The organism is Cupriavidus gilardii (assembly GCF_013314895.1).
Lineage (GTDB): Bacteria > Pseudomonadota > Gammaproteobacteria > Burkholderiales > Burkholderiaceae > Cupriavidus > Cupriavidus gilardii_C.
The window spans coordinates 106135-119881 of the sequence record NZ_JABTYE010000015.1; the positions used below are offsets into that span (position 1 = coordinate 106135).

13 protein-coding genes and 1 pseudogene are annotated in these 13747 nt (G+C 66.2%); 4 read left to right on the plus strand and 10 right to left on the minus strand.

The window, feature by feature from the left end:
- Positions 1-114: 114 nt before the first annotated feature.
- From HTY53_RS15965 to HTY53_RS15975, 3 genes and pseudogenes are all read right to left on the minus strand, one after another.
- On the minus strand, positions 115-564 hold the full coding sequence (locus tag HTY53_RS15965; RefSeq protein WP_174107583.1) for a GatB/YqeY domain-containing protein: 450 nt from the start codon (positions 562-564) through the stop codon (positions 115-117).
- Positions 565-716: 152 nt separating this feature from the next.
- Positions 717-929: a 30S ribosomal protein S21 gene (gene rpsU, locus HTY53_RS15970; RefSeq protein ID WP_006576196.1), complete on the minus strand. Its 213-nt coding sequence runs from the start codon at positions 927-929 to the stop codon at positions 717-719.
- A gap of 70 nt (positions 930-999) precedes the next feature.
- Positions 1000-2250, minus strand: a pseudogene (locus tag HTY53_RS15975) (NAD(P)/FAD-dependent oxidoreductase); the annotation flags it as partial.
- A 237-nt stretch (positions 2251-2487) separates the two neighbouring features.
- Between HTY53_RS15975 and tsaD the strand changes: the two are divergent.
- Positions 2488-3522, plus strand: a complete 1035-nt coding sequence (tsaD, locus tag HTY53_RS15980) for a tRNA (adenosine(37)-N6)-threonylcarbamoyltransferase complex transferase subunit TsaD (RefSeq protein ID WP_174107585.1) — start codon at positions 2488-2490, stop codon at positions 3520-3522.
- A 169-nt stretch (positions 3523-3691) separates the two neighbouring features.
- Here tsaD and folE2 read toward each other — a convergent pair whose 3' ends face one another.
- The 4 genes from folE2 to HTY53_RS16000 form a co-directional block, all read right to left on the minus strand.
- Complete coding sequence (folE2, locus tag HTY53_RS15985; RefSeq protein ID WP_174107586.1) at positions 3692-4507, minus strand: GTP cyclohydrolase FolE2; 816 nt, start codon at positions 4505-4507, stop codon at positions 3692-3694.
- Between the two features lie 207 nt (positions 4508-4714).
- On the minus strand, positions 4715-6643 hold the full coding sequence (gene dxs / locus HTY53_RS15990; protein ID WP_174107587.1) for a 1-deoxy-D-xylulose-5-phosphate synthase: 1929 nt from the start codon (positions 6641-6643) through the stop codon (positions 4715-4717).
- Positions 6644-6714: 71 nt separating this feature from the next.
- Positions 6715-7599, minus strand: a complete 885-nt coding sequence (locus HTY53_RS15995; protein WP_174107588.1) for a polyprenyl synthetase family protein — start codon at positions 7597-7599, stop codon at positions 6715-6717.
- Complete coding sequence (locus HTY53_RS16000) at positions 7596-7880, minus strand: exodeoxyribonuclease VII small subunit (protein WP_174107589.1); 285 nt, start codon at positions 7878-7880, stop codon at positions 7596-7598. The genes HTY53_RS15995 and HTY53_RS16000 overlap by 4 nt, the downstream gene beginning before the upstream one ends.
- Before the next feature lie 349 nt (positions 7881-8229).
- Here HTY53_RS16000 and HTY53_RS16005 point away from each other — a divergent pair, with 349 nt between their 5' ends.
- From HTY53_RS16005 to HTY53_RS16015, 3 genes are all read left to right on the plus strand, one after another.
- Positions 8230-9333, plus strand: a complete 1104-nt coding sequence (locus HTY53_RS16005) for an aromatic ring-hydroxylating oxygenase subunit alpha (protein WP_174107590.1) — start codon at positions 8230-8232, stop codon at positions 9331-9333.
- A gap of 288 nt (positions 9334-9621) precedes the next feature.
- Complete coding sequence (locus HTY53_RS16010) at positions 9622-10542, plus strand: DMT family transporter (RefSeq protein WP_174107591.1); 921 nt, start codon at positions 9622-9624, stop codon at positions 10540-10542.
- Positions 10543-10733: 191 nt separating this feature from the next.
- Positions 10734-11612: a sulfurtransferase gene (locus tag HTY53_RS16015; protein ID WP_174107592.1), complete on the plus strand. Its 879-nt coding sequence runs from the start codon at positions 10734-10736 to the stop codon at positions 11610-11612.
- A gap of 48 nt (positions 11613-11660) precedes the next feature.
- Here the strand turns inward: HTY53_RS16015 and HTY53_RS16020 are convergent, their stop codons facing one another.
- The 3 genes from HTY53_RS16020 to HTY53_RS16030 all read right to left on the minus strand — a co-directional run bounded on the left by HTY53_RS16020 (position 11661) and on the right by HTY53_RS16030 (position 13677).
- The gene (locus HTY53_RS16020) at positions 11661-12455 is read right to left on the minus strand and encodes a ZIP family metal transporter (RefSeq protein WP_238512463.1); all 795 of its coding nucleotides are present in this window, start codon (positions 12453-12455) and stop codon (positions 11661-11663) included.
- Between the two features lie 210 nt (positions 12456-12665).
- A complete protein-coding gene (locus tag HTY53_RS16025; protein WP_174107593.1) occupies positions 12666-13118 on the minus strand; it encodes a hypothetical protein in 453 nt (150 codons plus the stop codon).
- Positions 13096-13677, minus strand: coding sequence for a nucleotidyltransferase domain-containing protein (locus HTY53_RS16030; protein ID WP_174107594.1), 582 nt, complete (start codon positions 13675-13677; stop codon positions 13096-13098). The genes HTY53_RS16025 and HTY53_RS16030 overlap by 23 nt, the downstream gene beginning before the upstream one ends.
- Positions 13678-13747 lie beyond the last annotated feature (70 nt).

The following is a 13747-nucleotide window of genomic DNA, read 5'->3' on the forward strand; positions in this document are numbered from 1 at the left end:
ACCCGGCTGCGAAGAGTGAAATTATTGTAGTGCGCCGATCGCAGCTTGCCAGAAATTTGTGACTATATTGCCACTATGCTGTGCTGCGGCACGCGATCGCACCGGTGGAAGGCGCTATTTGCCGGTCAAGGCGGCCTTGACCTGGCCCGACACGGCGCTCATATCGGCGCGGCCGGCCAGTCGGCCTTTGAGCAGGGCCATCACCTTGCCCATGTCCTGCGGACCCGCGGCGCCGCTCTCGGCGACCGCCTTCGCCACTTCGGCGGCCACCTCGGCCTCGGACAGCGCGGCGGGCATGTAGACCTGCAGCACCTCGACTTCGGCGCTCTCCTTGTCCACCAGATCGGTGCGGCCGGCTTGCTGGAACTGGGAAATCGAATCCTTGCGCTGCTTGATCAGCTTCTCGACCACGGCCAGCACGGCCGCGTCGTCGAGTTCCGTCCGCTCGTCCACCTCGCGCTGCTTGATCGCGGCAAGCAGCAGCCGGATGGTGCCGAGCCGCTCGGACTCGCGCGCCCGCATGGCGGCCTTCATGTCATCGCTGATTCGTTGCTTGAGGGACATGACAATCTTTCCAGGTGAACTCGTCAGCACAAAGCCGCGACGAGCGAGGACGGACAAGGAAGCGCAGCACCAACACAAAAACCCGCCGGAGCAAGGCCCACAGCGGGTCGGGATGCTGACGCGGAAAGGCGATCAGCCGATCGACTGGTCGATCAGTACAGCTTCTTCGGCAGCATCTGGCTGCGAATGCGCTTGTAGTGGCGCTTCACCGCCGCTGCCTTCTTGCGCTTCCGCTCTGCCGTCGGCTTTTCATAAAACTCGCGCGCCCGCAGTTCAGTAATCAAACCGTTCTTTTCGATGGTGCGCTTGAAGCGACGCATCGCAACTTCAAACGGCTCGTTTTCTTTGAGGCGAATCGTGGTCATGTGCCAAAAAAGGAGTTAGCGGTTTTACGAAGACTTGGAGTCTAGCACGAAATCCGTCAAGCGTGCGCGTTTACGTCGATGCTGCGGCCCCATTGCCGGGCGCCTGGGCAGCGGTCCGTGCGTTCTCCGCAACAGCCTTGCCGGCGGCGACGCCGGACGCCCAGGCCCACTGGAAATTGTAGCCACCGAGCCAGCCGGTGACATCGACCACCTCGCCGATAAAGTACAGATTCGGCACCGAACGCGCCATCATCGTGCTCGAAGACAGCGCGCGGGTATCGACACCACCTCGGGTCACCTCGGCCTTGCGGTAGCCCTCGGTGCCGGACGGCACCAGTTGCCAACGGTTCAGGGCCTCGCCCAGCTTGCGCAGCGCCTTGTCCGGCAGATCGTGCGGCAGCCTGGCGGCATCCAGTCCGGCGGCTTTGCACCAGGCGTCGGCCAGCCGCGCCGGCATCCGCGCGGCCAACAGATTGCCCAGATGCTTGCGGGTGCCGTTCTTGGCCTCGAGCAACCAGGCCGCGGCGTCCTCGCCCTCGAACAGGTCGATGGTGATGGGGGTGCCTGGGCGCCAGTAGCTGGAGATCTGCAGCACCGCCGGGCCGGACAGCCCGCGGTGGGTCCACAGCAGATCCTCGCGGAAGGCGCCGGCCTCCTTGCCCTTGCCGGTGGCGATATCGACTTCCTTCGACAGCCCGGCCAGCGGCGCGAACGGCTGCCAGGCGGCGCCATCGAACGTGAGCGGCACCAGCGCCGGCCGCGTTTCCACGATTGGCAGGCCGAACTGGCGCGCGATCCGGTAGCCGAAATCGGTGGCGCCGATCTTCGGGATCGACAGACCGCCGGTGGCCACGACCAGCGCGCCCGCGCGCACCGCACCGTCGGGAGTCAGCAACAGGAAATCGTCGCCTTCGCGCCGGATCTCGGCCACCGTGCAGCCAGTGCGCCAATGCACCTGCCCCGCGCCGCATTCGGCGCGCAGCATCTCGATGACCTGCTCGGCGCTGTCGTTGCAGAACAGCTGGCCACGATGCTTCTCGTGCCAGTCGATCCCGTGGCGGCGCATCAGTGCGAGGAAGTCCTGCGGCGTATAGCGTGCCAGCGCCGAGCGGCAGAAATGCGGGTTGTCGGAAAGGTAATTGGCAGGACCGGCATGCAGATTGGTGAAATTGCAGCGCCCGCCGCCGGAGATGCGGATCTTCTCGGCAAGCCGCGTGGCGTGGTCGATCAGCACCACGCGGGCACCCTGCTGGCCCGCCACCGCGGCGCACATCATGCCGGCCGCCCCCGCGCCGAGTACGGCGACGTCGTAACGTCCGGCCCCGGACGACGAGGGCGACGGCCGGCGCGACGGTTGGGGCGATAATGAGCGCGCCGATGGCTGCGCTGCTGGGTGCGACTGTGGCATGACTGTCCCGCTGAAGAATCGGCGATTGTAGCGAAAAGCGGGCCACGGCCCGCTGTGCTACCCTCGTGAGCTTTGCTTCGCGGCCCGCGGTCTTCGGTGCCCGCTGGCCCCTTCGCGCAACCTGGCGCAACCTGGCTTTCCGCACCCACCATGCTCGTTCTCGGCATCGAATCCTCCTGTGACGAAACCGGCCTGGCCCTCTACGACACCGAGGCCGGCCTGCTCGCGCACGCGCTGCATTCGCAGATCGCGATGCATCGCGACTACGGCGGCGTGGTGCCGGAACTGGCCTCGCGCGACCATATCCGCCGTGTGCTGCCGCTGCTGCAGCAGGTGCTGGACGAGGCCGGGCGCAAGCGCGGCGATATCGACGCCATCGCCTTCACGCAGGGCCCCGGTCTGGCCGGCGCGCTGCTGGTCGGCGCCTCGGTGGCCAACGCACTGGGCTTCGCCCTCGATGTGCCGATGCTGGGCGTCCATCATCTCGAAGGCCATCTGCTGTCGCCGCTGCTGACGCCGAATCCGCCCGCCTTCCCCTTTGTCGCGCTGCTGGTATCGGGCGGGCACACGCAACTGATGGAAGTGCGCGGCATCGGCGACTACGCGCTGCTCGGCGAGACGCTGGACGACGCCGCCGGCGAGGCCTTCGACAAGACCGCCAAGCTGCTGGGCCTGGGCTATCCCGGCGGCCCGGAGGTGTCGCGGCTGGCCGAGTTTGGCCTGCCGGGCGTCTACGATCTGCCGCGGCCAATGCTGCATTCGGGCAATCTGGATTTTTCGTTCGCCGGCCTGAAGACCGCAGTGCTGACGCAGGCGCGCAAGCTCGGCAACCTCTGCGAGCAGGACCGCGCCAATCTGGCGCGCGGCTTCGTCGACGCGATCGTCGACGTGCTGGCCGCCAAGTCGATGGCCGCGCTGAAGGCGACCGGCCACAAGCGGCTGGTGGTGGCAGGCGGCGTCGGCGCCAACCGCCAATTGCGCGAGCGGCTCGACGAACTGGCGGCCAGGCGGCGCGCACAGGTCTTCTACCCGGACCTGGCGTTCTGCACCGACAACGGCGCGATGATCGCCTTCGCCGGGGCGATGCGGCTGCAGGCTGCGCCGCAGCTGGCGCAGCGGGAGTACGGCTACGGCGTCACGCCGCGCTGGGATCTGGCCGACCTGCGGCTGCCGGCGGCACAGTGACGGCGCTCGACAGACACGAACGAGTCCAATGAAAAACGCCACCCGACGGGGTGGCGTTCTCTTTTGTGCTGCCGATATTGCGGTGCCGATATTGCGCTGGCGACATTGCACCGCAGATATTGCACTGCCGGCATTGCGCTGCCGATGACGGGCGCCGGGGCCCGATCGCTCAGACCGTGAGCGGATTGACGCGCTTGTCGCGCTCGATCACGGCATAGGCGCTGTGGTTGTGGATCGACTCGAAGTTTTCCGCCTCGAGCACATAGGCGACGATGCGCTCGTCGGCGTTCAGCCGCATCGCGATGTCGCGCACCAGATCCTCGACGAACTTCGGATTCTCGTAGGCGCGCTCGGTCACGTATTTCTCGTCCGGACGCTTGAGCAAACCCCACAGCTCGCACGACGCCTCTTCTTCGGCCATCCGCACCAGCGCCTCGATCGGCAGATCGGCGGCCAGCTCGACGCACATCGTGATATGCGAGCGCTGGTTGTGCGCGCCGTACTGCGAGATCTTCTTCGAGCACGGGCACAGGCTGGTGACCGGCACCAGCGCCTTCAGCCAGACCCTGGTGACGCCGTCGCGCACTTCGCCGATCAGCGTGACCTCGTAGTCCATCAGCGAAGCGACGCCGGACACCGGCGCGACCTTGTTGATGAAATACGGGAAACTGACCTCGATACGGCCCGCCTGGGCTTCGAGCCGCTGCAGCATCTTGTCGAGCAGCGCGCGGAACGAGGCCAGATCGAGCGGCTCGCGCTCGTCCTCGAGCAGCGCGACGAAGCGCGACATATGCGTGCCCTTCTGGTCGGCCGGCAGATGCACGTCGAGATTGAAGGTGCCGACGGTCGGATGCACACCCTGAGGGGTACGCAGCGTGAGCGGATAACGCACGCCACGCACGCCGACGCGCTGGATCGGGATCTGGCGCGTGTCCAGGCTCGATTGCACATCGGGCATCACGAAGGCCGGATTGATGTCATTCATGACGGATTTCCTCGGTTTCCTTTACGGTCGCGGCATCTTCGCAGTCCAACTTGCCGCGCAACGAGTGTGAAACCACGGGCGCGCCGGAAAACACGGCGGCGCCAGCCCGCAGCTGCGAACACGAAAACCAGCGATTCTAAGGGAATTCGGGTGATGCCGCCCGCACCGGGCCGATGGCGGCCGGTGCGGGTGCGTGGGAACGACCGCTCAGGCGGCCTTGGTTGCCGCGGCGGACGCGGCCGTAGCGGCAGGCGTCGTCAGGCCGAAACGCTCGCGTACCGAGCGTTCGATGCCGCCCGCATCCAGGCCGCATTGCGACAGCAGGAAGGCGGGATCGCCGTGGTCGACGAAGTGGTCGGGCAAACCGAGCTGCAGCACCGGGATCTCGATGCCGGCCGCGGCCAGCGCCTCGAGCACCGCGCTGCCGGCGCCGCCCATCACCACGCCCTCTTCCACCGTGACGAGGTAATCGTGCTCGCGCGCGAGCGTCTTGACCAGCTCCACATCGAGCGGCTTGACGAAGCGCATGTTGGCCACCGCGGCGTCGAGCTTCTCGGCCGCGCCCAGCGCGGGATGCAGCATCGAGCCGAACGCCAGCACGGCGACCCGCTGGCCGGCACGCGCGCCGCAGCTGCGGCGCATCTCGCCCTTGCCGACCGGCAGCGTCTCCAGCGAGGCCTGCGTCGCCACGCCCGGGCCCGCGCCGCGCGGATAGCGCACCGCGGTCGGGCAATCCTGTGCGAAGGCCGTGCTCAGCAGCTGGCGGCATTCGTTCTCGTCCGCCGGCGTCATCACCATCATGTTGGGGATGCAACGCAGATAGGCGATATCGTAGGCGCCAGCGTGGGTCGCGCCATCGGCGCCGACCAGGCCGGCACGGTCCAGCGCGAATACCACCGGCAGGTTCTGCAGCGCGACGTCGTGGATCAGCTGATCGTAGCCGCGCTGCAGGAAGGTCGAGTAGATCGCCACCACGGGCTTCAGCCCCTCGCACGCCATGCCGCCGGCGAAGGTCACCGCATGTTGCTCGGCGATGCCGACGTCGTAATAGCGGTCAGGGAAACGCTGCTCGAATTCGACCATCCCCGAGCCTTCGCGCATCGCCGGCGTGATGCCGATCAGGCGCGGATCGGCCGCGGCCTGATCGCACAGCCATTCGCCGAACACCTGCGTATAGGTCTTGCGCGCGGGCTTGGCGGCCGGACGGATGCCTTCGGCGGGATTGAACTTGCCCGGGCCGTGATACAGGATCGGGTCGGCCTCGGCCAGCTTGTAGCCCTGGCCCTTCTTGGTCACCACATGCAGGAACTGCGGACCGGCGCCTTCCAGCGCGCGGCGGCGGATGTTCTGCAGCGTCGGCACCAGCGAATCGAGATCGTGGCCGTCGATGGGCCCGATGTAGTTGAAGCCGAACTCCTCGAACAGCGTGGCCGGCACCACCATGCCCTTCGCATGTTCCTCGAAGCGCTTGGCGAATTCGAGCACCGGCGGCGCCACCGACAGCACGCGCTCGATGCCCTTCTTGGTCGCCGCATAGAACTGCCCGCTGAGCAGCCGCGCCAGATGCCGGTTCAGCGCGCCGACCGGCGGCGAGATCGACATGTCGTTGTCGTTGAGCACCACCACCAGCGGCAGGTCCTTGTAGACGCCGGCATTGTTCATCGCCTCGAACGCCATGCCGGCGGTCATCGCGCCGTCTCCGATCACCGCGATCGACACGCGCTGCTCGCCCAGCGTGCGGGCGCCCAGCGCCATGCCGAGCGCGGCCGAGATCGAGGTCGACGAGTGCGCCGTGCCGAAGGTGTCGTATTCGCTCTCGCTGCGGCGGGGGAAGCCCGAGATGCCGTTCCACTGCCGCAGCGTCTGCATGCGCTCGCGCCGCCCCGTCAGGATCTTGTGCGGATAGCTTTGATGGCCGACGTCCCACACCAGCCGGTCGACCGGGGTGTCGAACACATAGTGCAGCGCGATCGTCAGCTCGACCGTGCCGAGATTGGACGACAGATGGCCGCCGGTCTGCGAGACGGACTCCAGCACGAAGGCGCGCAGTTCGTCGGCCAGCGTGGTCAGCTGGCGGCGGTCGAGCTTGCGCAGGTCCGCGGGGTCGTCGATGGTATTGAGCAATGCGTAAGTCATGGTATCCGTCCTGCCGCCGGATTCTCCCGTCCGGCTCGTCGTTTTACGGCGATCGGTCGCGTGGCGCGCTGTCAATGCGTGCGCAGCACGATCAGGTCGGCCAGGTCCGCCAGCCTTGCGGCGCGGGCGCCGAAATCGCCCAGCGCCTTGCGCGCGTCGTCGCGCAGTCTGGCGGCCAGTTCACGGGCCTTCTCCAGGCCCAGCAGCGACACATAGGTGGGCTTGTGCTGCTCGGCATCCTTGCCGGCGGTCTTGCCCAACGTGGCGGTATCCGCGGTAACGTCCAGAATATCGTCTACCACCTGGAACGCCAAACCGATCGCCGCGGCATAGCGGTCCAGCGCCGCCAGACCCGCCTCGTCGATGTGCCCGCACAGCGCGCCCATGCGGATGCTGGCGCGCAGCAGTGCGCCGGTCTTCATCCTGTGCATGGTTTCCAGCTCGTCCAGCGACATCGCCTGGCCGACATGCTGCAGGTCGATCGCCTGACCGCCGGCCATGCCGATCGAGCCGGAGGCGCGAGCCAGTTCGGCGACCAGGCGCAGCCGCGCCGCGGGCTCGAGCGCGTCGGCCTCCGCCAGCACGATGAAGGCCTGCGTCTGCAGCGCATCGCCAACCAGCAGCGCGGTGGCCTCGTCATAAGCCTTGTGCACGGTGGGCCGGCCGCGACGCAGATCGTCGTCGTCCATGCAGGGCATGTCGTCGTGCACCAGCGAATACGCGTGGATCATCTCGACCGCGCAGGCGGCCGCATCGCAGGCCCGGGGGTCGGCGCCGCCGACCTCGCCGGCCGCATGGACCAGCAGCGGGCGCACGCGCTTGCCGCCGCCCAGGGCCGCATAACGCATCGCCTCGTGCAGGCGCGCCGGCAGGCGATCCGCCGGCGGCAAGGCGACCGCCAGCGCCGCTTCGGTGCGCGCGGCCTGGTCCTGCATCCACTGCGCGAAGGCGGTCATTCGGTCTCTGCCTGATTGCCCGGCTCGGCCAGAGGCTTGAGCGCATCGCCCTCGAGCACCTTGACCTGCTGCTCGATGCGCTCGAGCATCTGCTGGCAATACTTGACCAGTTCGGCACCGCGCCGGTAGGCCGCCAGCGATTCCTCCAGCGGCAAGGCACCGCTTTCCATGCTGGTGACCAGCGCTTCGAGCTCGGCCATGGCGGCCTCGTACGAGGCCGGCGGCGCGCTGGCAGGGGCCTGCTCGACGTCGCCGGCTGGCACGGTGGTTGTCTTTGGCATAAAGGGTTTCGATCCAGAAACCGCGATTTTACGGCAAATCGCCGCGGCCAAGCCCGATCCGATGGAGGGGGTCGGCGCGGCCGGGACGCGGACCCGTCCGAGTCCCTCGCCACGCGCGCTCAACAAGATAACAATACATCACTTTTTATCTTGTCGGTGCCCGCGGTCGCGCCAAAAAGGCAAAAAAATCAGACCCTTATGCCAGGGGTAGGGTACAATCCCCGGTTCGTCAGCGAAAACCGCGGCACCATGCCTCGGGCTCACGGTCTGACTGTCTTTCCCATATCGATTTCAATTTCGATGGTTGGGTTGTTCACTGCTTTCGCCTGTTTATTAGGGAGTGGGGATAATGTCCAATCTCAGCACCGCGCTGAACCTTGCGCCGGCTGATACACAGCTGCCCGTCCGTGCATACTTCGACGAGGCCTTGCATCAACAGGAACTGGAGCTGCTGTTCAAGAAGGGCCCGGGCTATGTCGGCCACGCGCTGATGGTGCCCGAAGTCGGCGATTACCATACCCTGGCCGCCGAGGAAGAAGGCCGCATGCTGGTGCGCAACCCGCAAGGCATCGAGCTGATGTCCAACGTCTGCCGCCATCGCCAGGCCATCATGCTGAACGGCCGCGGCAACGCGTCCAATATCGTCTGCCCGCTGCACCGCTGGACCTACGATCTGAAGGGCGAGCTGCTCGGCGCCCCGCATTTCGCCCAGCAGCCGTGCCTGCACCTGAAACGCTCGCCGCTGCAGAACTGGAACGGCCTGCTGTTCGAGGGCGAGCGCGACGTGCGCGCCGATCTGGCACGCCTGGGCGTCGCGCAGAACCTGAACTTCGACGGCTACATGCTGGACCACGTCGAGGTCCACGACTGCGACTACAACTGGAAGACCTTCATCGAGGTCTATCTCGAGGACTACCACGTCGTGCCGTTCCACCCGGGCCTGGGCAGCTTCGTGTCCTGCGACGACCTGAAGTGGGAGTTCGGCGAGTGGTACAGCGTGCAGACCGTTGGCCTGCATGCCGGCCTGAAGCGCCCCGGCAGCCCGACCTACCAGAAGTGGCACGACGCCGTGCTGCGCTTCAACAACGGCGAGCTGCCCAAGCATGGCGCGATCTGGCTGACCTACTACCCGAACGTGATGGTCGAGTGGTACCCCAACGTGCTGGTCATCTCGACACTGCACCCGATGGGACCGCGCAAGACCCGCAACGTGGTCGAGTTCTACTACCCGGAGGAAATCGTGCTGTTCGAGCGCGAGTTCGTCGAAGCCGAGCGGGCCGCCTATATGGAAACCTGCATCGAGGACGACGAGATCGCCGAGCGCATGGACGCTGGCCGGCTGGCGCTGATGAAGCGCGGCGACAACGAAGTCGGCCCGTACCAGTCGCCGATGGAAGACGGCATGCAGCACTTCCATGAGTGGTATCGGCGGGCGATGGGACCGGCGGCCTGAGCGCCGGCCCTTTTCCGGCCCTTTTCCGGCCCCTTTCCGGCCCCCAGGACGGACCGCCACGGCGGTCCGTTCTTATTTGCGCCGGCTTTGCCGTAGCGGCTTCGCACGCTGTTGGGCGATGACCTGTTGGGCGATGACCGCCCATGGGCTTTGGTGCATTGCATCAGCACTGCTACAATCGGCTCGCCCAAGCGGCTGTCACCTCACTTGCCGCCCGGCACGCTGCCGCGCCTCGCTGGCGCCCCGCCGCGGTTCCCGAATTTCCCGCTGTCCTCGCCTTTCCTCGCCATGCAATCGCTCTGGATGCTGTTCGCCGCCTTCTCGTTCTCGTTGATGGGGGTGGGCGTCAAGCTGGCTTCCGAGATGTACACCACCGGCGAGATCGTGTTCTACCGCAGCATGATCAGCATGCTGATCATCTGGGCGATCCTGGCCTCGAGCGGCATCTCGGTGCGCACGCCGCACATGACCACGCACATCAAGCGCAGCCTGTTCGGCGTGACCGCGCTGATGCTGTGGTTCACCTCGATCACCCTGCTACCGCTGGCCACCGCGATGACGCTGAACTACATGTCGCCGGTATGGATCGCGCTGATCGTCGGCGCCGGCGCAGCTCTGGCGGGCACGGCCGGCGGCGCGGACCGCAAGCTGATCGGCGCCATCGTGATGTCGTTCGCCGGCGTGATCTGCCTGTTGCAGCCCTCGGTCGGCAAGGATCAACTGACCGGCGGGCTGGTCGGCTTGATCTCGGGCATGTTCACGGCGCTTGCCTATGTCGAGGTGCGCCAACTCGGCCAGCTGGGCGAACCCGAAGGCCGCATCGTGTTCTATTTCTCGCTGGTCGGCACGCTGGCCGGGCTGGTGTGGATGATGTTCTCGGGCGTCAGCAGCCACACCTGGCACGGCGCCGGTCTGCTGCTCGGCATCGGCATCCTGGCGACGCTCGGTCAGACCGCGATGACGCGGGCCTACAAGCGCGGCAACACGCTGCTGACGGCCAACCTGCAGTACGCCGGCATCGTGTTCTCGAGCCTGTGGGGCATGATGATCTGGAACGACGCCCTCAACTGGCTGTCGTGGCTCGGCATGGGGCTGATTATCGCCAGCGGCATCGCCACCACGCTGACCCGTGCACGCGAGAGCACCAGCCAGCCGACCGCCGCGACGCCGGTCAAGTCGGCCGAGGCGGAGGTGCATCCCGAGGTGTAGGCCCTCGGCCTGGGACTGCCCTCTCCCCGGCCCTCTCCCGCAAGCGGGAGAGGGAGAACACTAGGGGCAAAATCGGCACGGCGAGCATGCCACACCCGCCCTGCGTCAGCCTCGCTCCGATAGCGGCAGGCGCCACTTTCGGCGATCATCGGGGTTCCTCGACGATCCGTCGCCACTAGACAGGTTTCACGATGCCCCAAGCCGTTTGGACCACGCTGATCTCCTGCGCCGACCTGCATGCGCTGCGCCAGGATCCGGGCCGGCACAGCGTGCTGATCGATTGCTCCTTCGACCTGACCGATCCCGCGGCAGGCCGCGCGGCCTACCACCAGAGCCATCTGCCCGGCGCCTTCTATCTGCATCTGGACAACGAGTTGTCGGGCGAGAAGACCGGCCGCAACGGCCGCCATCCGCTGCCCGATCCGGACGCGCTGACCGCGCGCCTGCGCGCTCTGGGCGTCAACGACGACAGCCAGGTGACGGTCTACGACGCGCAGGGCGGCATGTATGCGGCCCGTGCCTGGTGGTTGCTGCGCTGGATCGGCCACGAGGCCGTTGCCGTGCTCGACGGCGGCAAGCAGGCCTGGGTCGCCGCCGGCCTGCCGCTGGAAAGCGGCACCACGCCCGAACCCGAAGCCCATGCCGGCGGCAACCTGACCCGGCGCCCCTCGCTGGTCGGCACCGTCGACGCCGATACGCTGATGGCCAATCTGCAGTCGCCGAGCCTGCTGGTCGTCGATGCCCGCGCGCCGGATCGCTTCCGCGGCGAGAACGAAACGCTGGACCCCGTCGGCGGCCATATTCCGGGAGCGGTCAATCGCTGCTTCCGGGACAACCTGCTGCCAGACGGCCGCTTCAAGCCGGCCGAGGCGCTGCGTGGAGAATTCGGTGGCGTGCTGGGTGCGACCCCGGCCGAACGCTCGGTGATGCAGTGCGGCTCCGGTGTCACGGCCTGCCACAATCTGCTCGCACTGGAAGTCGCCGGACTGTCCGGCGCGGCGCTCTACCCCGGCTCGTGGAGCGAGTGGTGCGCGGATCCGGCGCGGCCGGTCGCGACTGGGGAGCGCTAGGCCTGCGCCAGTCGAGCCGGCCGCCCGTGCAGCGGCGGCTGGCGGCGCTCAGTGGTCGGCATGCGCATGTGCATGGCCGGCCCCGCCATGACCGGCCTCGCCGTGCCCATGGTGATCGTGGGTGCCGTCGGTCACCCACACGATCGCCGCAATGCCCGCGGCCACCAGCACCACCTGAACGATCGATTCGCGCCAGCGCGGCTTGCGCTGCATCTGCGGCATCAGATCGCTGACGGCGATATAGAGGAAGCTGCTGGCGGCGATCACCAGCACATACGGCACCCAGCTGCTCATCTCGTCGAGCAGGAAATAGCCCACCAGACCGCCGGCCACCGCGGCCAGGCTCGACAGCAGATTGAAGGCGAACGCGCGCGCCTTCGAGAACCCGGCATTGAGCAGCACGATGAAGTCGCCGACTTCCTGCGGGATTTCATGCGCGGCGATCGCCAGCGCCGTCACGATGCCGATCTTGGGATCGGCCAGGAAGGCCGCGGCGATCACGATGCCATCGGCAAAGTTGTGAAAGGTATCGCCGACCAGGATGGTCAGGCCGCTGCGGCCGGCCTCCTCCCGATCATGGCCGTGATGGTGGTGATGCCCGTCGCCCTCGTGATGGTGCGAGTGGCGCAGCAGCGAGATCTTTTCCAGCAAGAAGAAACCTAGCAGGCCGGCCAGCAGCGTGCCGAACAGCGCGCGCGGATCGGCGCCCGACGCGAACGCCTCCGGCAGCGAATGCAGCAAGGCGGTGGCCAGCAGCACGCCGACCGAAAAACTGACCATGCGCTCCACCACACGCGAAGCCGCGGTCAGTGACAGCAAGGCGGCACCAAGAATGCTGCCCACGCCGGAAATCGTGGTGGCCAGCAGGATCAGGACGAGCGTGGAAAAGATGATGGGCTCCCGGAGGGTTCGCCTCTCACCGGTCGTCGACTACGGCGCCGGCCGTGCCGGCCCCGATAAACGCAACACTGTTGCAAGAGGCGCAAAGCCCGCATTGTACGGAGGTCGGGGGAGGTTTTGCAATGGGCTTGAAGCAGCCCGTTATCGGACTGGCTACCCCGTCGGGCACGGGACGCCTGTCAAGCGGTGAGCCTCGCTCAAATACTTTTCGAGTATCGCGAGCAGGCTGGTTGCCTGGCTCGCTGAAATTGGTGGAAAGGGAGACGTATAGCTGGTGCCATTGCGCCGCATATGGGCGTTCACGACAAAAGCGAATTCGGCGTTCGTCATTCCCAGGCCCGCGCATACCCGCTGAATCGCCGTATTGCGTCCGGCGTCGCGAATCCGCACCTCATGGAACTCCAGCACCGCCCGTACCACCTGGAAGAAACCTTCGTACGCAATCGAAAAAACCGGCATTGATGCCTCCCCAGCGTCCAACTTTCGGCCAGCAGCCAAATAAGCTCGCGCGTTGCGCAAATAGGCCTCCAGCGCGCCAGGGGTTCGAGGTTGTTCGGTAAAGCAGTTGAGACGAATCAGATTGTCATATTCCTGTGGCCGGGACATCGGGTAGCACCCTCACGATCGATCCGGCGGCAATTCGTGCAACGACGGGGTCGTTGCTCACGAGATCCGCCCATTCGGCAGGAGAGTACGCATTCAGATGTACAGCGCGACCAAGTTCCGCCTCGACTTTCAGCATTGCGTCCATTAGCGCCATCATCGGGGCCGTTCCTATCACCATCACGTCGATATCGCTGCGATGGCCGTCTTCTTCGCGTGCGACTGAGCCAAAAAGAAACGCTTCGCTGATTTCAGCCGCAAACGGACGCAATGCACTCCGAATCGGCTCCACCAGGCCAAACGACTTGGTGCAAATACTCAGCAATTCCGGGTACAGCGCGAAATCCGTATTCGCACGGATCACCCGCTGTTTGCCGCGTCGTGGCTCTTCCGACAGCACTCCAGCGTCGAGGAGCCGCTCGATATGACGTTGACCGTTGCCACGCCCGCCGCCGGCATGGTCAATGAGCTCACTCAGGGTGAACGTCCGCATCGGCTCGCCGTAGACACGAGCCAGTACACGCTGGACCCCGGGCGAGAACATGAAGTCGGCCAGTCCCATCTATATCCCCAATTTAGGTACGATCGTACCCATTATAGGGATGATCCCGACAAGCTGTCCGTTCACTTCC